General features: G+C 38.5%; 20 protein-coding genes. 17 read left to right on the plus strand and 3 right to left on the minus strand.

Annotated elements, in window-relative coordinates:
- Positions 1 to 272: 272 nt before the first annotated feature.
- Complete coding sequence (locus CDZ89_RS01810; RefSeq protein WP_100334238.1) at positions 273 to 1,010, minus strand: HAD family hydrolase; 738 nt, start codon at positions 1,008 to 1,010, stop codon at positions 273 to 275.
- A 247-nt stretch (positions 1,011 to 1,257) separates the two neighbouring features.
- Here CDZ89_RS01810 and mreB point away from each other — a divergent pair, with 247 nt between their 5' ends.
- Complete coding sequence (gene mreB, locus CDZ89_RS01815) at positions 1,258 to 2,259, plus strand: rod shape-determining protein (protein WP_096156421.1); 1,002 nt, start codon at positions 1,258 to 1,260, stop codon at positions 2,257 to 2,259.
- 168 nt (positions 2,260 to 2,427) lie between these two features.
- On the opposite strand, the gene CDZ89_RS01820 is transcribed toward mreB, so the two are convergent.
- A complete protein-coding gene (locus CDZ89_RS01820; protein WP_096156422.1) occupies positions 2,428 to 2,718 on the minus strand; it encodes a hypothetical protein in 291 nt (96 codons plus the stop codon).
- 248 nt (positions 2,719 to 2,966) lie between these two features.
- On the opposite strand from CDZ89_RS01820, the gene CDZ89_RS01825 reads away from it, so the two are divergent.
- The 5 genes from CDZ89_RS01825 (at position 2,967) to CDZ89_RS01845 (ending at position 6,161) form a co-directional block, all read left to right on the plus strand.
- Complete coding sequence (locus tag CDZ89_RS01825; RefSeq protein ID WP_100333060.1) at positions 2,967 to 3,782, plus strand: flagellar hook-basal body protein; 816 nt, start codon at positions 2,967 to 2,969, stop codon at positions 3,780 to 3,782.
- Between the two features lie 133 nt (positions 3,783 to 3,915).
- Positions 3,916 to 4,749 carry a flagellar hook-basal body protein gene (locus CDZ89_RS01830; protein ID WP_100333061.1) on the plus strand — a complete coding sequence of 278 codons (834 nt, stop codon included), beginning with the start codon at positions 3,916 to 3,918 and terminating at the stop codon, positions 4,747 to 4,749.
- Positions 4,750 to 4,826: 77 nt separating this feature from the next.
- Positions 4,827 to 5,108: a DNA-directed RNA polymerase subunit beta gene (locus CDZ89_RS01835; protein WP_096156425.1), complete on the plus strand. Its 282-nt coding sequence runs from the start codon at positions 4,827 to 4,829 to the stop codon at positions 5,106 to 5,108.
- Positions 5,109 to 5,335: 227 nt separating this feature from the next.
- Positions 5,336 to 5,770, plus strand: coding sequence for a 3-hydroxyacyl-ACP dehydratase FabZ (fabZ, locus tag CDZ89_RS01840; RefSeq protein ID WP_096156426.1), 435 nt, complete (start codon positions 5,336 to 5,338; stop codon positions 5,768 to 5,770).
- Between the two features lie 151 nt (positions 5,771 to 5,921).
- Positions 5,922 to 6,161 carry a hypothetical protein gene (locus CDZ89_RS01845; RefSeq protein ID WP_100333062.1) on the plus strand — a complete coding sequence of 80 codons (240 nt, stop codon included), beginning with the start codon at positions 5,922 to 5,924 and terminating at the stop codon, positions 6,159 to 6,161.
- 314 nt (positions 6,162 to 6,475) lie between these two features.
- Here CDZ89_RS01845 and CDZ89_RS01855 read toward each other — a convergent pair whose 3' ends face one another.
- Positions 6,476 to 6,931 carry a hypothetical protein gene (locus CDZ89_RS01855; RefSeq protein ID WP_100333064.1) on the minus strand — a complete coding sequence of 152 codons (456 nt, stop codon included), beginning with the start codon at positions 6,929 to 6,931 and terminating at the stop codon, positions 6,476 to 6,478.
- A 438-nt stretch (positions 6,932 to 7,369) separates the two neighbouring features.
- Here CDZ89_RS01855 and CDZ89_RS01860 point away from each other — a divergent pair, with 438 nt between their 5' ends.
- The 11 genes from CDZ89_RS01860 (at position 7,370) to CDZ89_RS01910 (ending at position 19,103) form a co-directional block, all read left to right on the plus strand.
- A complete protein-coding gene (locus CDZ89_RS01860; protein ID WP_100333065.1) occupies positions 7,370 to 8,104 on the plus strand; it encodes a YveK family protein in 735 nt (244 codons plus the stop codon).
- Positions 8,097 to 8,798, plus strand: coding sequence for a CpsD/CapB family tyrosine-protein kinase (locus CDZ89_RS01865; RefSeq protein ID WP_319830022.1), 702 nt, complete (start codon positions 8,097 to 8,099; stop codon positions 8,796 to 8,798). The genes CDZ89_RS01860 and CDZ89_RS01865 overlap by 8 nt, the downstream gene beginning before the upstream one ends.
- 753 nt (positions 8,799 to 9,551) lie before the next feature.
- Positions 9,552 to 11,378 carry a polysaccharide biosynthesis protein gene (locus CDZ89_RS01870; RefSeq protein WP_100333066.1) on the plus strand — a complete coding sequence of 609 codons (1,827 nt, stop codon included), beginning with the start codon at positions 9,552 to 9,554 and terminating at the stop codon, positions 11,376 to 11,378.
- A gap of 181 nt (positions 11,379 to 11,559) precedes the next feature.
- Positions 11,560 to 12,444 (plus strand): UTP--glucose-1-phosphate uridylyltransferase GalU, encoded by an 885-nt coding sequence (gene galU / locus CDZ89_RS01875; protein ID WP_100333067.1) that lies wholly within the window; start codon positions 11,560 to 11,562, stop codon positions 12,442 to 12,444.
- 82 nt (positions 12,445 to 12,526) lie between these two features.
- On the plus strand, positions 12,527 to 12,904 hold the full coding sequence (locus CDZ89_RS01880) for a type IV pilin protein (protein WP_198508212.1): 378 nt from the start codon (positions 12,527 to 12,529) through the stop codon (positions 12,902 to 12,904).
- 358 nt (positions 12,905 to 13,262) lie between these two features.
- Complete coding sequence (locus CDZ89_RS01885; RefSeq protein ID WP_100333068.1) at positions 13,263 to 13,913, plus strand: sugar transferase; 651 nt, start codon at positions 13,263 to 13,265, stop codon at positions 13,911 to 13,913.
- A gap of 16 nt (positions 13,914 to 13,929) precedes the next feature.
- Positions 13,930 to 14,814 carry an NAD-dependent epimerase/dehydratase family protein gene (locus CDZ89_RS01890; protein ID WP_100333069.1) on the plus strand — a complete coding sequence of 295 codons (885 nt, stop codon included), beginning with the start codon at positions 13,930 to 13,932 and terminating at the stop codon, positions 14,812 to 14,814.
- Positions 14,815 to 14,828: 14 nt separating this feature from the next.
- Complete coding sequence (locus CDZ89_RS01895) at positions 14,829 to 15,923, plus strand: glycosyltransferase family 4 protein (protein ID WP_100333070.1); 1,095 nt, start codon at positions 14,829 to 14,831, stop codon at positions 15,921 to 15,923.
- Positions 15,924 to 15,936: 13 nt separating this feature from the next.
- A complete protein-coding gene (locus tag CDZ89_RS01900) occupies positions 15,937 to 16,839 on the plus strand; it encodes an ATP-grasp fold amidoligase family protein (RefSeq protein ID WP_100333071.1) in 903 nt (300 codons plus the stop codon).
- Positions 16,840 to 16,859: 20 nt separating this feature from the next.
- On the plus strand, positions 16,860 to 17,936 hold the full coding sequence (locus CDZ89_RS01905; protein WP_100333072.1) for a sugar-transfer associated ATP-grasp domain-containing protein: 1,077 nt from the start codon (positions 16,860 to 16,862) through the stop codon (positions 17,934 to 17,936).
- A 6-nt stretch (positions 17,937 to 17,942) separates the two neighbouring features.
- A complete protein-coding gene (locus CDZ89_RS01910; RefSeq protein WP_100333073.1) occupies positions 17,943 to 19,103 on the plus strand; it encodes a glycosyltransferase in 1,161 nt (386 codons plus the stop codon).
- Positions 19,104 to 19,113: the final 10 nt, after the last annotated feature.

Consider the following 19,113-nt stretch of genomic DNA (forward strand, 5'->3'; position numbering starts at 1 on the left):
ATTTGCCCCCCGCCGATTAAAACGCCAATTTCGCCGATAGAACTCCGATTTTCGCCGATAAACTCCCAAAAATCGCCGATAAAACCTCAATTTTCGCCGATAAACTCCCCCAAAAATCACAATTCGAACCCAAACCTCCGCCGATCCCGCCCAAACCCCCCGCCACAAAAGCAAAAAAAGAGCCATTCCCCCGTTACACGCCCCGCATAACAAAGAAACCAGCTCCTCAGCCCATATCTAACCCCACTCTAACCCTCATCTAACACAAAAACTCACCCAAACGTCACCACATTCGTCTTCGGATCAACCTGATATATAACATCCTTCCGCTCAATCACAATCCGCGTCTTCTCACGCAACTCCTCCTGCTCCGAAATCGCAATCAACAACTCCTTCGCCGGATTAATCGCCACCGGATTCCCCACATGCTTAAACATCGTAATATCCCCATTCGTATCCCCATACGCGAAACTTTCGGACAAATCAATATCATGCTTCGCAACCATCGCCGCAATCGTCCGCTCCTTACTAACCGAATCCCACATTGGCTCAACCCGACCAGTAAAAAAACCATCCTCATCAATATGATAAGTCGACCCACAATAATCCGTCGCATGATACTTCTCCGCCATCTTCCCAACAAGAAAATCCGGACTACCAGAAATAAAAATCACCTTATGCCCCTCATCCAAATGCCACTGAATCTGCTGCCTCGTATAACGATACACCCGATCCGCCTTCAACCGAATAACCTGCTTCGCAATAAACTCAATATCCTCACTCGACACATTCGTCAAATGCTCCACATAAATACTACTCACATCCAACAGATAAGCATCATAATTCCCTTGCCTCTTATCCCAATCCTCAAACGTATGCTTCACCCGCTCATGCCAAGCACTCGGCGAAATAATCTCATACTTAATCATCCGCTTAAAATGCTCAATCAACAAAGAATCCCGATAAAACGTCCCATCAATATCAAAAAACGCAGCCTTACTTTTTGCCATCCAGCCCACTCCCCACCTATAATCACTACCTTTATTATACTCCATGGAGAAAAAAACCCCTAGCCATCGGGCCCAATTTTCATATAAATCAAACAAATTTCGACGAACTAACAAAAAATCCCCCAAAATCCCCACAAAAAAACCATAAAGCAATAGTTTATTTCACAAATTGTGATACAATATAAAATTAGAGACTACACGTAATCGGACAATAGTCAGCGAACTTTACATATAGGAGGAAACGCAAATGTTTGCTAGGGATATAGGTATAGATTTAGGAACGGCAAATGTACTCATTCACGTCAAAGGAAAAGGAATCGTTCTCAACGAACCATCCGTTGTCGCTCTAGATAACAACACAGGAAGAGTACTAGCAGTAGGGGAAGAAGCACGCCGCATGGTTGGACGTACACCAGGAAACATCATCGCGATCCGCCCACTAAAAGACGGAGTTATCGCAGACTTCGAAGTAACAGAAGCGATGTTAAAATACTTCATTAACAAACTAAACGTAAAAGGCTTCCTATCAAAGCCACGCATCTTAATTTGCTGCCCAACAAACATCACATCTGTCGAGCAAAAAGCCATTCGTGAAGCGGCAGAAAAAAGCGGCGGTAAGAAAATCTACCTAGAAGAAGAGCCAAAAGTTGCAGCAATCGGCGCGGGAATGGACATTTTCCAACCGAGCGGTAACATGGTTGTTGACATCGGTGGCGGTACAACAGACGTAGCCGTACTTTCTATGGGTGACATCGTAACAGCTCAATCCATCAAAATGGCCGGCGACAAATTTGACGCGGAAATTTTACAATACATTAAAAAGAAATACAAACTACTAATCGGTGAACGCACAGCCGAGCAAATCAAAATCGAAATCGCGACCGTATTCCCTGGCTCGCGCAACGAAACAATCGATATTCGCGGACGCGACATGGTAAGCGGCTTACCACAAACGATTACCGTAAGCTCTGCTGAAATCGAAGTAGCACTTCGTGAGTCTGTTTACGCAATCGTACAAGCAGCAAAAACAGTACTAGAAAAAACTCCACCAGAACTATCAGCGGACATTATCGACCGCGGCGTAATCTTAACAGGCGGTGGCGCACTACTACACGGAATCGACCAACTGCTAGCAGAAGAACTAAAAGTACCAGTCCTAATCGCAGAAAACCCAATGGACTGCGTAGCAATCGGCACAGGCATCATGCTAGACAACATGGACAAACTACCACGAAGCAAATTTGCGTAATATTCGGGACGGGGTTTGTTTCACATTCCACTGAATGTGAAACAAACCCCGTCCCAATTAAAAAAAGGGTATTCCTCACTCAGTGAGAATACCCTTTATCTTTGTCATCTAAACATATGAAATTGTACTCTCAAGGATGGTCATCTTACGAAGAATCTAACGAAGTTTCTATTGTTTGCTTAACTCAACTATTTCTTTTTCTACACGCGTCAACCGCTTATTAAAAGCTTCGATCATAAAAGTAGTGTCTTTATCTTTACGCTCAATCGTCTCTAAAATTTTGATAACATCCATCTCATGATTAGCCTCGAACCGCTCAAGCGACTCTTCGAGTCGATCCACTTTACTATCTACATGATCCACTTTCTTTTCCAGAATGTCAAATCTACCTTCCAAGTTGTCCACCTTACCATTTAACTTCTGCAACTCACCTAAAATCAAATTCAACGTTTGCTCCATCGTTCCTCTCACCTCCTAAATTGATATTATACCATCTACTAATTAAAAATCTCAATGAGAAAACAACCCCCGTCCCCAAAAACCCATCCAATTTCAAAAAAATACATATATCGACAACTGCCATTTTGTACTATAATAGAAATTAGAAAATTATGATTTAGTGATTAGTGGTTAGTTATTAGCTAAATCCAGGTTTTCCTAACCACTAATACCTAACCACTAACCACTAAAAACACGAGGTGAAAAAGATGCTTAGAGGTTTATATACAGCAACATCTGGTATGATGTCCCAGCAACGGAAGATGGAAACGTTATCGAATAATATGGCCAACGCCAACACACCAGGATTCAAAGCAGACCAAACCGCACTACGTTCTTTTCCAGAACTACTAATGAACAGAATGGGCCAACAAAACATTCCAACACAAAAGCCAATAAACCTAAACACATTAACACCAATCGGTGGATTGAACACAGGTGTGTATCTACAAGAAACATTACCAAGCTTCATCCAAGGGGACCCACAGCAAACAAGCGTGAACACAGACATGATGATTCTCCAACAAGCTGGTGAGCCTGGGGCAGTATTTTTCACCGTTGAACATCCAGACGGCACACCGCGTTATACAAGAAACGGTAACTTTGCCCTTGATGCACAAGGCTTCCTAACAACCAACAGCGGCCAATACGTGCTAGATACGAACAACAACCGAATCCAAGTGCCAACGAGAGAATTCACACTCCTACCGAACGGAACGATCCAAATAGAAGGAACACCAGTCGCAACACTTGGTCTTGCTTACGCGCAAAACCCTGCTGATTTAATAAAAGAAGGCAGCGGCGTTTTCCGTTTGCCAGCAGACGCAGCCATACAAGCCTTGCCAGCGGCTAACATCAACTTCCAAGTGCTACAAGGTCACCTAGAACGCTCCAACGTTGACACAGGCTTAACGATGTCTGACATGATGTCTGCATTCCGTGCCTTCGAAGCAAACCAAAAAATAATCCAAGCATATGACCAAACGATGCAAAAAGCAGCGAATGAAATCGGAAGAATTAATTAGTACTAGCAGCTAGGGTAGTTAACCAGCGGGACAGAGGGACTGGTACCGTGTCAACGAACAGTGGACATGGTACCTGTCCCTCCTGTCACGCCAATGTTAGAACCGAAAACATAAAAAGGGAGGCACCATCTTCATGAACCGAATCATGCTCAACGCAACCAACACGATGTCGCAATTACAAAAACAACTCGACACCATCAGCCATAACATGGCTAACGTCGATACAGTCGGATATAAAAACCGTCGCGCGTCTTTTCAAGAACTTCTAACACAACAGTTCAATAACCAATCGTTACACCAATACGAAGGTGGGCGTCAATCACCAATCGGCATTCGCCAAGGAACAGGTGCAAAGCTTGGACAAACACAACTGCAACTAACACAAGGTGCGCTTAAAACAACAGAACGCATGCTAGACTTTGCTTTCACAGCCGAAGACCAATTCCTAACGGTTCGAGTGTTAGAAAACGGCCAAGAACAAACTCGCTTCACTAGAAACGGCTCTCTATACTTATCGCCAATTAACAATAACGAAGTAATGCTCGTTACAAGCGAAGGGCATCCAGTATTAAATAGCAACGGGCAAGCAATTGTGCTTCCAGAAAACATTCAAGAAATTCAATTGCAACCTGGTGGTACACTAACGGCTATGATGAACAACGGCAATGCAATTGCACAAGAGCTCGGAATCACGCAAATCATCCGCCCGCAATTGTTACAAGGTGTCGGTGGCTCGCTTTTTGCGATGAATAATGGTGACACACCGGAGGCAGAAGTGTTAAACTTCTTATTAGGTGCAGCTCGTGGAGACATTAGCCTACAACAAGGCATGCTCGAGCAATCAAATGTGGATGTTGCGAAAGAAATGACAGACTTAACGATCACACAACGAACGTACCAATTCAACGCCAGGTCCATCCAAATGGCCGACCAAATGATGGGCCTTGTCAACGGCCTTAAACAATAAATAACAAACTAATGGTTGGACAGAGGGACCTGTGTCCCTTTGTCCAACCGACTAACCAATTAAAGGTGTGAACACAGATGGAAGAAAAACGACCATCCACACGCGAACAACTGCGTGCACAAAAAAAACAACAAAAAAAAGCTCAATCAGAAGAGCTACAATATAACCCAAACAAAAAATTCCGCCCACGTATGCGCGTGATCCCGATATGGATACGTCTTGTCTTACTACTAGCATTCCTAGCAGTCTCAACGATAGCAGGCGCAATGTTCGGCTACGCAATACTAGGAGACGGCGACCCAAGAGACGTCCTAAACAAAGAAACATGGCAGCATATTATAGACTTAGTAAAGAATTAGCTACTAGGCGTTAGGCGTTAGGTGATAGCCAAACCCAAATTACATACCTCAGGGGGCCTGGCCTCCTGCTTTGCAACGCGACCTTTCTTTACTTCAAGGTCGTTTTTATTTTCCCCCCACACCCCATCCTAACACCTAACACCTAACGCCTAACCCCTAAAAAAACTAGCTTTAAAACCCCACATAAAGTATAATTACTACTAACTATTAGTAGGAGGTAATAAACTATGCTAGACATTAATGAAATTAAAAAAATCATTCCACATCGATATCCTTTCCTGTTAGTGGACAAAATAATAGAAATAGAAGAAGGAAAACGTGCCATCGGTTTAAAAAATGTAACGGCGAACGAAGAATACTTTAACGGTCATTTTCCTGACTATCCAGTAATGCCTGGTGTTTTAATTGTAGAAGCATTAGCACAAGTTGGTGCTGTTGCGATGTTAAAACTAGAAGACAACCAAGGTCGCCTTGCGTTCTTCACAGGAATCGACAACTGCCGATTCAAAAAACAAGTCACACCTGGCGATCAACTTCGCCTTGAAGTAGAAATCATCCGCGTCAAAGGACCGATCGGCAAAGGCAAAGGCGTCGCAACAGTAAACGGCGAACTTGTGTGTGAAACGGAAATTATGTTTGCGTTAGGACCAAAGCAAAACTAACGAACAGGAACTTCGTTCCTCTCCGTGCTGTTTTCTAGTACTTACGAATTAATTTTAAAAACTCTGCAATATTCCGTTCCTTTTGGGGAATATAAAAAGAGACCAAGCAATAAGGTCTCGATAACGTATTCCATGGAAGGAGACAAACATAATGAATAAACTATTATTAAAACTTTCTGGTACAGCTATTGCGGCAATGTTAGTGACAGGATGTGGCGTAAACAACGGTGATGTTCCTCCTCCAGAAGAACAGCCTCCAATGGAACAACCAGGTGAAACACCTCCTGGAACAGAGAATAACAACATGTACGATGAGGACATGGATGAGAACATGGATGACATGGACGAAAACATGGATGACATGGACGACGAAACGAACACAGGTTCATAATAAATAATAAAGGGACAGCGTTGGCTGTCTCTTTATTATTTGTATTAAAAAAGCTGTTGATTGGAGCGAAATCCTTCGCTTTCCGCGGGGAGCGACGTGAGCCTCCTCGGCGTTCCGCCTGTGGGGTCTCACGCTTCGCTCTATTCCCGCAGGAGTCTTCGGATTTCGCTCCAATCAACAGCTGAATTTGTTAGTGAAATATATTAATCAGTCATTATTATTTAAACCAGTTCCTATTATAACCAAGCGGGACAGAGGGACTGGTGCCGTGTCAACGGGTAGTGGACATGGTACCTGTCCCTCCTGTCACGCCACTATTTGAAATCCCAGACAATCATCCATTTTCCTTCTTCTTTTACTACGTATACTTCTTGGATGAAGTAGAAGTGGCCGTATTTGCCGCGGTATTCTTTTTTTACTGTGAAGTGGTGGGCGTTATGTAGTACGTCTCCGTCTTTGACGGCGCGCCAGTTTTTATTTTTGCCGCTATTCTTTATATGGAAAGAATATGCTTCTGCACCGAAGTGGCCGAAGAAGACGTGGTTGCGGTCTTGAATAAAGCTTGTTTTGGGAAATTTATCTTGCACGATTGGATGTAATAATTCCCACGCTTGACTATGCTGTTGAAGCTGCTCGTGTTTATAAAATTCTTTCACCACATGCTCCGCTTTCCTGCCATCGGTTTGAAACAACTTCGCAAAAGAAAAAATTAACAGCACAACTGCTAAACCGATCAATATAAGTGGCAAAGGACTTTGCCGTCTTCCCAACCGTCGTCGTCTCCTCATAAGATGAAAACCTCTCCTCACCAAACATAATTACACCATTATATGAGTTTGTCTCCCCATCTATTACACCACCAGGGGCCTGACCTCCTTACGAAGAATTAGAATATAAACAAAAATACTTATACTAAGCAATCTTTAAAACAGGGGGTCTGGCCTCCCGCTTAGAAATCATAAAAAAACAATTACAAGGTCTCCTACCACCACATCCACAAACTTCGACACACATTCGACAAAAACCGATATATATGTCAAAACTTACAACCGTTTTCAACAAAAAATTTCCTTTTCTTACAAACAATTTACCTTTACACTATAGATATATGACAAAGTTTTCTTTATAATATTCTTTGTGTGTAAAAAAAGGAAAAAATCCTTAACTAATATAAAATCGAAAACTTAGAAGAAAGTACGGGGGTCGACATGGAAGAAACCATTAGTTTAAAAGAATTATTTCAAACGATACGAAAGCGCCTCAGTTTAATTATGTTAATTACGATCATCGCGACAACAGTAAGTGGAATGGTGAGTTTTTTCGTATTAACACCAATCTATCAATCTTCTACACAGATTCTAGTAAACCAATCAAAAAATGAGACTGGTCAGTATAGCTCAGCGGATATTCAATCAAACTTACAATTAATTAACACATATAACGAAATCATTAAAAGTCCAGCTATTCTTTCCATTGTAAGTGAACAAGTTGGTGGGGGAGAAACAGCTGTATCTTTAAACTCAAAGGTTACCGTTAGTAGTGCGAACAACTCTCAAGTTGTAAACATCAGAGTTGAACATGAAGACCCAGCAATGGCTGCATTAATTGCGAATGCAACGGCTACTGTATTCCAACGTGAAATTATTTCACTTATGAACGTAGATAACGTAAATATTTTATCGGAAGCAACAGCAAGCACGTCTCCGGTAAAACCGAACCCGAAACTTAACATGGCGATTGCGTTAGTTGTTGGATTAATGGCTGGTGTAGGTTTAGCGTTCTTATTGGAGTTCTTAGATAATACAGTTAAATCCGAACAAGATGTAGAAAATCAATTAGGTTTACCAGTCTTGGGTGTTATTACAGTTATTTCAGAAGATGAATTAGCAGAAGTGGCAAAAGAAGCTAGGAAATCAAGGTTAAGAGGTGAGAAGAGTGCTTAAGAGAAAGAAGAATATAACTAATAATTCTACAAGCCGTCATTTAATTTCTCATTTGTTACCTAAGTCACCAATTTCGGAACAATACCGTACAATCCGTACGAATATACAATTCTCATCTGTGGATAGCGACATGCACACAATCATGGTTACTTCTAGTGGCCCTGGTGAGGGGAAATCTACGACTGCTGGTAATTTGGCAGTCGTGTTCGCGCAACAGGGGAAAAAAGTACTATATATTGATGCGGACTTACGTAAACCTACAGCACACTACACGTTTCAAATAGACAACTTTAAAGGGTTAACGACTGTTTTAACAAAACAGTCTGTACTCATTCAAACAGTGGAAATGACGAAGGTGGAAAATCTAGATATTTTGACGAGTGGTCCAATCCCCCCTAACCCGGCTGAATTGTTAAGTTCAAGGGCAATGGATGAATTATTAAATGCTGCTAAAGATATTTATGATGTTATTGTTATTGATACTCCTCCGGTGTTGGCGGTTACCGATGCACAAATCTTAGCTAATAAATGTGATGGAACAATATTAGTAGTAGCAAGTAGTTCGACTGAAATAGAGTCTGCTACGAAATCTAAAGAATTATTAGAAGCAGCAAAAGCAAAGTTGCTAGGGGTTGTATTGAACAAAAAGAAAATGAAAGATAACTCTTATTACTATTACTACGGGGGGAAATAGGGTCCTTTAAACCCCTCCTATTTTTTAATACGAAAATAGGTAAAAGTACCTATGTCGAAATTAGTCGAATATTGCTAGACAGGTGTAAACTAGCTGTTAGCTGTTAGGAAAAGCAAAACCGTCTTGACCCTAACGAAATAGAGAACCAAAGTGAACAGAGGGACTGGCACCGTGTCAACGATAGTGGACTTGGTACCTGTCCCTCCTGTCCACGCTCGAAGAACGAAAAACAGGTAATGTCTCCTAACCTTTATCAACGGAGGCACTCGGTTGTCCCGATGGGTATTCATTTACCTTAGACACATTACGTTGTCATAGGGATGATGTGAGGTGGGGTTGAATGCCCTTTTTAGGTGATAGGCGTTAGCTATTAGGTGTTAGGTTAATAATTTAAAACCAAACCACCTAACAACTAACGCCTTACATCTATTAACTTAAAAGAAAAGATGTGATTATTAACGATCCCAACTTAGTAATTACATCTTTTCTTTTAAATCAAACAAGCGAAGTGGACAGAGGGACTGGTACGTTGTCAACGATAGTGGACAATGTTACCTGTCCCTCCTGTCCAGGAAGCGTTAGAACTACAACAAAGATAAATAGTTGGTTAGGTCTTGAAAACCTATACCTGATGTTGCCTTTCTAACCCCTAACAGCTAACGCCTAACACCATAAAAAAAGCATGAGGTGGCCCTTCGGTCCACGTCTCATTTTCATTACATATTCATAAATGGAAGAAAAGGAGGAATTGTGTTGACGTACAAAAAACGGCTATCATTTCTTATTATTATTGATTCATTAATTGTTATATCTGCTATATATATTGGATTTTGGTTGTTGAATCCACATTTTAATGTGTTTCAATCGAATACGTTATTAATGAGCTCTCTTACATTGTTAATTTGGCATCATTGTTTTGCTTATGGATACAAGCTATATAACAAGGCTTGGGAGTACGCGAGTGTTGGAGAGTTAATTTCGATTACGAAAGCCGTTACGTTTTCTGTATTAATTACAAGTGTCCTTCAGTTTATGTTTACTGGTGATATTTTCGTTCGAGTGTTAATAATTACTTGGATGTTGCACGTGTTATTAATAGGTGGATCACGTTTTTCGTGGCGTATGTATCGCGATACGTTTATACGTAGGCGTAAAGATAAGAAGCGCGTGTTGATTGTTGGAGCAGGAGCGGCTGGAACGATGGTTGCTCGTCAGTTGTTGCAAAATGCTGAAGCAGATATGGAGCCAGTTGTGTTTGTGGATGATGATGAAAGAAAGCATAGATTGCAAGTGCTTGGTGTGCCAGTAGTAGGCGGGAAAGATGCGATAGAATCGGCTGTAGTAGATTACGAGATTGATAGTATTATTATTGCGATTCCTTCTTTGAGTAAAAAGGAATTAAATGAGATTTTTGAAGAGTGTAGTAAGACGAAGATTAAGCCGCAAATACTGCCGATGATTGAGGACATATTAATAGGAAAGTTGTCGGTTAATAGTTTCCGCGAGATTCAAGTGGAAGACTTGTTAGGTCGTGAGCCGGTTGAGTTGGATATGGAGAGTATTTCGGAGTCGATTACTGGTAAGACGGTGTTGGTTACTGGTGCTGGTGGTTCGATTGGGTCGGAGATTTGTCGTCAAATAAGTAGTTTTAATCCAAAACGACTGGTGTTAGTTGGACATGGGGAGAATAGTATTTATTTGATTGATATGGAGTTAAGGAAGCAGTATGGTGAGATGATTGATATTGTTCCGGTGATTGGAGATATTCAGGATCGTGCCCGGATGTTTTCGGTGATGGAGCAGTTCCAACCGGATGTTGTGTATCATGCGGCGGCTCATAAGCATGTGCCACTTATGGAGTACAATCCAGTTGAAGCGGTGAAGAATAATGTGATTGGGACGAAGAATGTTGCGGAGGCGTGTGACACCTTCGGCGTCGATACTTTTGTTTTAGTTTCTTCGGATAAGGCTGTTAATCCTACGAATGTGATGGGGTCTACTAAGAGGATTGCGGAGATGGTTGTGCAGAATCTAGCTAAGGTTAGTAAGACGAAGTATGTGGCGGTTCGGTTTGGGAATGTGCTTGGTAGTCGTGGGAGTGTTATTCCGTTGTTTAAGAAGCAGATTCAAGCTGGTGGGCCTGTTACGGTTACGCATCCGGATATGACGAGGTATTTTATGACGATACCAGAAGCGTCGAGACTAGTAATACAAGCTGGTACACTTGCGCGTGGTGGAGAAATATTTGTGTTGGATATGGGTGAGCCTGTTAAGATAGTAGATTTAGCTAGGAATGTAATTAAGCTTTCTGGTTATTCAGTTGAAGAGATAGGGATTGAGTTTTCTGGGATTAGGCCTGGGGAGAAGATGTATGAAGAGTTGTTAGGCGAAGGTGAAGTACATGGGGATGCGATTTTCCCGAAAATATTTATTGGTAAGACAACTTTAATTCCGATGCATTTGGTGGATAATTTGGTTGATGGTTATTCGGAAATGAGTAGTGCGGAAGTTCAGGAGTATGTTTTGGGTCTAGCAAATAACAGATTCGAAATCAATGATAACAAACAACTTCAAGCCTAACAGCTAACAAATAACGAATAATACCTAAGTTTATAATTAATAGGTTTGATGGGGAAGAGGTTGAGGCTCTTCGAGCTTAGAAATGTTAGATGAGAGGTATTAACCCTTTCGGGTTAATAGTAACTATCGCCCTTTGGGCTACTCTTTAGGAATAGATGATTAACATTGGGGTGCTGATTATATGAAGAAAGTTCGTAAAGCGATAATTCCTGCTGCTGGTTTAGGGACGAGGTTTTTACCAGCAACGAAGGCGATGCCGAAAGAGATGTTGCCGATTGTAGATAAGCCTACGATTCAATATATAGTGGAAGAAGCTGTGGCTTCTGGGATTGAGGATATTATTATTGTTACTGGTAAGGGTAAGAGAGCGATTGAGGATCATTTTGATAATTCTTTTGAGCTTGAGAAAAATTTAATGGAAAAAGAGAAGTTTGATTTGTTGGAAAAGGTACAAGCTTCTTCTAAGGTAGAAATACATTACATTCGTCAAAAAGATCCAAGAGGGCTTGGGCATGCTGTGTGGTGTGCGCGTAAGTTTATTGGGGATGAGCCGTTTGCTGTGTTGTTAGGTGATGATATTGTACAAGCAGAAACTCCTTGTTTGAAGCAGTTGATGAATGAGTATGATAAGACGTTATCATCTGTAATTGGGGTGCAGACTGTGCTGGAGAGTGAAACACATAGGTATGGGATTATTGATCCTTCGGTTCAGAATGGTCGTAGTTATCAAGTGGATAATTTTGTAGAGAAGCCCGCCCAGGGTACGGCTCCCTCTAATCTTGCGATTATGGGGCGTTATATTTTAACACCAGAAATCTTTATGTTTTTAGAGAGACAGGAGGCTGGTGCTGGTGGAGAGATACAGTTGACGGATGCGATTCAGAAGTTGAATGAGATTCAGCGTGTGTTTGCTTATGATTTTGAGGGTAAGCGTTATGATGTTGGGGAGAAGATTGGGTTTGTGAAGACGACGTTGGAGTTTGCGATGAGGGATGAGAAGTTGAGGGAAGAGTTGTTGCCGTTTTTGGTGGAGATGGTGGAGAGTTCTAAAGTTTCTCTTAAGTAATTGCAACCCTTCGGGTTTGAAAAATATCTTGCTGCATCTTAGATCTGCATAAGGAAGTTATTTTCTTAGGGGGAGATCTAAGGTGTGGAAAAGTAAATTCAATTTTATTAGTAATTGTAGAGGATTAACTTTAATAGAACTTTTAGTCACGGTAGTGATATTGGCTATCATTTCAGCCATTGCTGTTCCAGCAGTTATAGGGTTGATTGAGAAGTCTAGGGAAGATGTTTGTGTTGCTAATAGGTTAGAGTTGAAGAGGTATTATGAGAGAGAGTTCGTGTTGAGTGGATTGGAACATAAACCTGAACTTTTTGAGCAGAGTATGATGGAGTTTGGGGAGGAAGTTTGTCCTGTTGGTGGAGTTATTACTTATGTCGATGGGAATGTTCTGTGTAGTGAGCATTCTGATGCGGGTGCTGGTGATGATGAGGACGATGATGGAGATGTTCCGTACTTTTAAGCTTTGGAGTGGTGGGAGTTAAGGTGGCTTCTGCCCTTCGGGCTGTTGGTTATTGAATGGTGGTAGGGAACTGACTATCGTGGTTAGATATAACGCTAAAAGCCTTGCGGGATAAGGGTTTAAGGGCATATTTAGTGAGGATTATAAATTGATTGAATGCTATATTTAATAGGAAGAAACTCGGTTTAGGGTGATTAATGCAAGAATATCTATTTCGTATTTGTTAGGTAGATTGAATAGATATTACGAGGTGGCTATCGGATATAGATGGGGTTTAGTAGGTTAGTAGTTGGTTGGAGTGAGTGCGTTCCAGTTAAGTCCTAACAAACTAATTAAACTTTCAAGGAGTGTAACGGAGATGTACATGAAAATAAAAAGGTTAATAGATATAGTTCTATCTTTAGTAGGGTTGATAGTGTTGTCCCCTATTTTTTTAATTCTTATTGTGGGAATTAAATTAGATTCAAAGGGTCCTATTCTGTTCAAACAAAAGCGTGTTGGAATTAACAAAACACATTTTAATATTTTAAAGTTTCGTACGATGAAGATTGATACACCTAAAGATACTCCAACACATTTATTAGATAATCCAGATCAGTATATTACAAAGATGGGGAAGTTTTTAAGAAAAACATCATTAGATGAGCTACCTCAGATTTTGAATATTTTCGTTGGACAGATGAGTATTATTGGCCCTAGACCAGCATTATGGAATCAGTACGATCTTATTGCTGAACGTGATAAATATGGTGCAAATGATGTACCACCGGGGTTAACGGGTTGGGCGCAGATTAATGGTAGGGATGAACTTCCTATTGAAGTGAAGGCCAAGCTAGATGGAGATTATGTAAATAAAATAGGATTTGGTATGGATGTAAAATGTTTCTTTGGAACGATTGTGAGTGTTGTTAGTAGTGATGGTGTTGTTGAAGGTGGGACGGGGACAACAGCAAAGAAAGAAGTAGCAGCGACAAAAGAGAAAAACTCAACAGGAAAATCATCAGAGTAATGGAGGGTGTGTAGGTATGTTATTAGTAACAGGGATTACAGGTCATACAGGAAGGTACTTTTTACAAGAACTTATTAACAACAAATATGAAGGTCCTATTCGTTGTATTGTTAGAGAAGAATCAGATACTTCAATGTTAGATAATAGTGGCTTAAACATAGAAAAGGTTGTAGGAGATATTAGAGATGAATCTTTTCTGGATAAATGTATGAATGATGTTAACTCTATAGTACATATTGTTAACGTCAGGCACACACTGCGAATTGTTAAGTTAGCCATCAAAAACAACATTCCGAGAGCAATATGTGTGCATACAACAGGGATTTATTCCAAATTTAAAGTTGCATCGGAGGAATATAAGTATATAGAAAGCGAGCTTCAGAAAGTACTTGCAGAAGCTAAAATAAAGGTAACTATATTGCGTCCAACTATGATTTTCGGTGATTTGTGCGATCGTAACATGAGTAGATTTATAAAAATGGTAGATAGATTTAGATTCTTTCCAGTAATAAATCACGGTAAAGGGTTAATACAACCTGTAAATGCTCGAGATCTTGGTAAAGCCTACTATAATGTACTAATGATGCCTATTGAAGATGCTAAAGCAGAGTATAATTTATCTGGGGAAAAGCCAATTGAAATGCAGGAAGCTTTTAGGCATATAAGTAATAATCTCGGAAAGAAAATTACTTTCATTAGCTTTCCGTTAGGGTTTGGGGTTTTTCTAGCTAGGTGCTTGAAGGTAGGGACAATTGGTAAGATTGACTATGTTGAAAAAGTCCAGCGAATGAGTGAGGATAGGTGCTTCTCACATGAAGAAGCTAAAAAAGATTTTGGGTTCTCTCCTGAACCATTCGAAGTTGGAATAGCTAGAGAGGTTAGGGAGTATCTAAAAAGATAGCAGGTGAATGTTAAGTGGGTAAGAGAGTATTAATATTATCAAATCATTTCATAACATTATATAACTTTAGAAAAGAGTTAATTAAGAAACTGATCGAGGATGGCCATGAGGTGTTTATCTCAATGCCAAGAGCTGATGAGAATAGTTTCTTTATTAATATGGGATGTCGGGTCATTGACACTCCAGTAGACAGAAGAGGTATAAATCCAATCAGTGATTTTGGTTTGATTTTAAAGTATATAAAAATAATGAAGGAATTAAAACCAGATATTATTTTCTCATATACAATTAAACCAAATATTTATGGTTGTATAGCATCGAATCTAACTAATTATAGACAGGTTAGTAATATAACGGGTACAGGTGGTACCTTTTTAGAGAAGAATGTTATTAGTGAGATCGTAAAGGTTTTATATAAAATGTCATTAAAAAAATCATATAAGATATTCTTTCAAAATACCGGTGACAAAGAGTATTTTATTGAAAATAAGATGGTTAAAAGCAATTACGCCATGCTTCCAGGTTCAGGTGTAAATTTAAAGCAATATGCTGTTAGTGACCTACCTACTAATGGGCATATAAATTTTATCTTTATTGGAAGAGTGATGAAGTTAAAAGGGATAGATCAGTATTTGGAGGCAGCTAGGTTCATAAAAAACAAGTATCCAAATACAAATTTTTATATTGCAGGTTTTATAGAAGAGAATAGTTATCAGAAAATAATCGATGACTACCATAAAAAAGGGTTTATTGACTATATTGGTTTTCAAAAAGATATTAAGTCATGGATAGAAAAATGTCATTGTACAATTTTACCATCTCATGGTGGAGAAGGAGTTCCAAATGTATTATTAGAAACTGCCGCTATGGGTAGGGTTTGTATTGCTTCAAGTATTAATGGTTCTAAGGATGTAGTTGAAGATAAATTGACTGGGTATTTATTTGAGGCTGGAAATGCTTGTAGTTTAGTTAAGGTTGTTGAAAGCTTTTTATCTTTAAGTGATGGATTAAAAAAAGAAATGGGATTAGCAGGTAGAAATAAGGTAGAAAAACAATTTGATAGAAATATAGTAATAGAGCAGTATTTGAAAGAAGTAAATAAAGTCTAGAGGTGAAATTTGATTGAATTATAAGAAGTTAATACCTAACCAAAAACTTAGATTAAAAATATTAAAATTAGCCGATTTTATACCGGATAAAACAATGATAAAGTTACAGTATAAAATTACTACAGGTAGAAAGTTAAATTTACAAAATCCAGTTAGATTCACTGAGAAACTACAGTGGTACAAGCTTTTTTACAGGGATTCTCTTATGACAAAATGCTCAGATAAATTTAGTGTAAGGGATTATGTTGCCTCAAAAGGGTATGATAATATTTTGGTGCCTTTGTATGGTGTTTATGAACGAGCAGAAGACATAAATTTTGATGAGTTACCAAACAGGTTTGTTTTGAAGACAACTAATGGCAGTCATACAAACGTTTTGTGTGAAGATAAGACTAAACTAGATATTGAACTTACGAGAAATACTTTAAATCAATGGCTAAATGATTGGGCAGGAAAAGTTGGAAGAGAATGGGCTTACCATGATATAAAACCAAGGATAATTTGTGAGGAATATCTAGAAAAAGATTCAAATAATGACTTAATTGATTATAAGTTCTTTTGTTTTAATGGGGAGCCATTTTCACTATATGTAATAGTGGAAAGGTTTTTGGAAGACGGTATAAAGCTAGGTATTTATGATACTGAGTTTAATAAACTTCCATATAACAGATCTGAAATTAGAGACTTGAAGCATAATGCCATAAAGCCAAAGAATTTTGATAAAATGGTTGAAATTGCAAGAGATTTATCAAAAGATTTCCCTCACGTAAGAGTCGATTTTTATAATATAGATGGAGTAATATATTTTGGAGAATTGACCTTTTATACTGCAGGTGGATACCAGAGTTATACACCGGATGAATTTGATTTTATTCTAGGAGAAAAGTTTATACTGCCTCATAAAATAAAGAATTAATTAACCTGGAGGATTTTAAAATGAGAAAGGCTTTTAAGAGATTAAGACGCTTTATAAATGAGGATAGTATTAATATATATTTGAAACTTTATTATAAATGGCAAATAAGATTTAAATTTCTAACAGATACTGATTCCATTGATTTTAACCTTGTTAAAGACATTAAAGAACACTGGAGAAAGTTTAACATAAAGGGAAGTACAAATTGGCACAAATGGTACTCATCTAGGAATGGGATAAAAGATGTAAGATATATACCCGAAGATATTTTTTATTGTAATATTGAGCCTTTTTATAACAGAGTGAATTTTATACAAGCCTATTCGGATAAAGCATTCCACAATGTTTGGTTTTCTAATATAAATCGTCCTGTGACAATAGCCAAAAATATTAGTGGTACGTGTTTTGATGATGAATTTAATGTATTATCTCAGAATGATGTAATTGATCGATGTTTAAATGAAGAAACTATAGTTATTAAACCTACAATTGAAAGTGGGGGAGGACGAGACATCTGCTTTATTAATCTTAATACAGTTACTAATAAGAGGAAAGAAGTTCTAAAAGTAATTAAGAATTTTAAGAAAGACTATATAATTCAGGGAGTAATTAAGCAACACAAAGATTTAAGCTCAATAAATCAAGAATCTGTAAATACAATTAGAACAATGTCTTTTTTATATCAGGGAAAGGTTCACATTTTATCATCAGTATTAAGAATGGGAGTCAATGGTGCTAAAGTTGATAATCAGGCAGCAGGTGGAATTTCATCCGGCATTTCCAATTCTGGAAAATTGTCGAGATATGCTTTTGATAAATATGGAAATTCCTTAGAGGAGCATCCACAAGGATTTGTATTTAATAATTTTATTGTACCTTCTTATAGTGATGTAATTGAAATAATCAAAAAGGAACATTTGAAATTAGGGCATTTCAAAATAATTTCTTGGGATTTTGCTATAGATAAGGATGGTATTCCAGTTTTAATTGAATATAATCTTAGATTTCAAGAAATGAATTTCCATCAAATTAACAACGGTCCGTTATTTGGGGAATTGACTAATGATGTACTTGAAGATGTTTTTGGAAGGAGATAGTAGCAAATGAAGTTACTTTTTTGTTATGATGGCCCTATTTCAATAGATAAAGACGGGAATGCCTACCCACAAACTTTTACTGAAGAGGTACTTTCACGATATTATGCTTTAGCTAACGAAATAACTATGTTTACACGTACAAGGATAATTGATCCAAAGGAAACAAAAATCCCAAAAGCAAATATGGAAAGACTAAGAATAGCTAGTTGCCCTAATCTGGCTACTGTAAAAGGTAAGGTACTGGGCAAGTATAAAGTTTCTGAAAAATTACACAAGGAAATACAAAAATGTGACTATTTAATCATTCGGTTGCCAAGTAATATAGGGAATATAGCATTAGATTTAGCAAATAAAATAGGTAAACCCTACCTTGTTGAAGTGGTTGCTTGCCGTTGGGATACACTTTGGTATCATAGTTTGAAAGGTCAACTGTTAGCTCCTTTTAGTTTTACTAATACAAAAAAAAGTATAAAAAGATCAGAAGCTGTTGTTTACATCACTGAGGAATTTTTACAAAAGCGCTATCCTACCAATGGAAAAAGATTTGTCTGTCCTAATGTATCGTTAAAGGAAGTTGATTCTGCAGTTTTAGAAAATAGAAAGAGTTTTATAGATAAAATGCAAGAAAGAAAAAAGATTTCCATTGCTTCAATAGGAGCAACAAATATGCGTTATAAAGGGCATGTTTATATGATTAAAGCTGTCGACCTACTGATAAAAAAAGGGTATGATGTTGAATATCATATTATTGGTGGTGGGGATAGTTCTTGGTTAGAAAAGTCTGCTGATGATTTAGGGATAAAAAACAAAATATTATTTCACGGAGTACTTCCTCACAATGAGATTTTTAATTTCTTAGATAACATTGATGTTTATGTTCAGCCAAGTTTAGCAGAAGCACAGGGAAGGTCTTTATTAGAGGCTATGAGCAGGGGGCTTCCATGTGTGTGTACAAATGTAGGTGGCATGCCAGAACTAATACAGGAACAGTTTATTGCAATAAAGAAAGATCCTGAAAGTATTGCTGATAAAGTAATAAAAATAATAAATTCTGATATGAAGGAAATCGCTAAACGTAATTTTGAGTTTGCTAAGAACTTTAATAATGAAGCAATAATGAAAAAACGTAAAGATATATATATGAGTGTCTTTAAAACAGACGTTTAAGACAAGGAGA

It is taken from the genome of Bacillus alkalisoli, from assembly GCF_002797415.1.
GTDB classification, from domain to species: Bacteria; Bacillota; Bacilli; order Bacillales; family Bacillaceae_I; genus Bacillus_CD; species Bacillus_CD alkalisoli.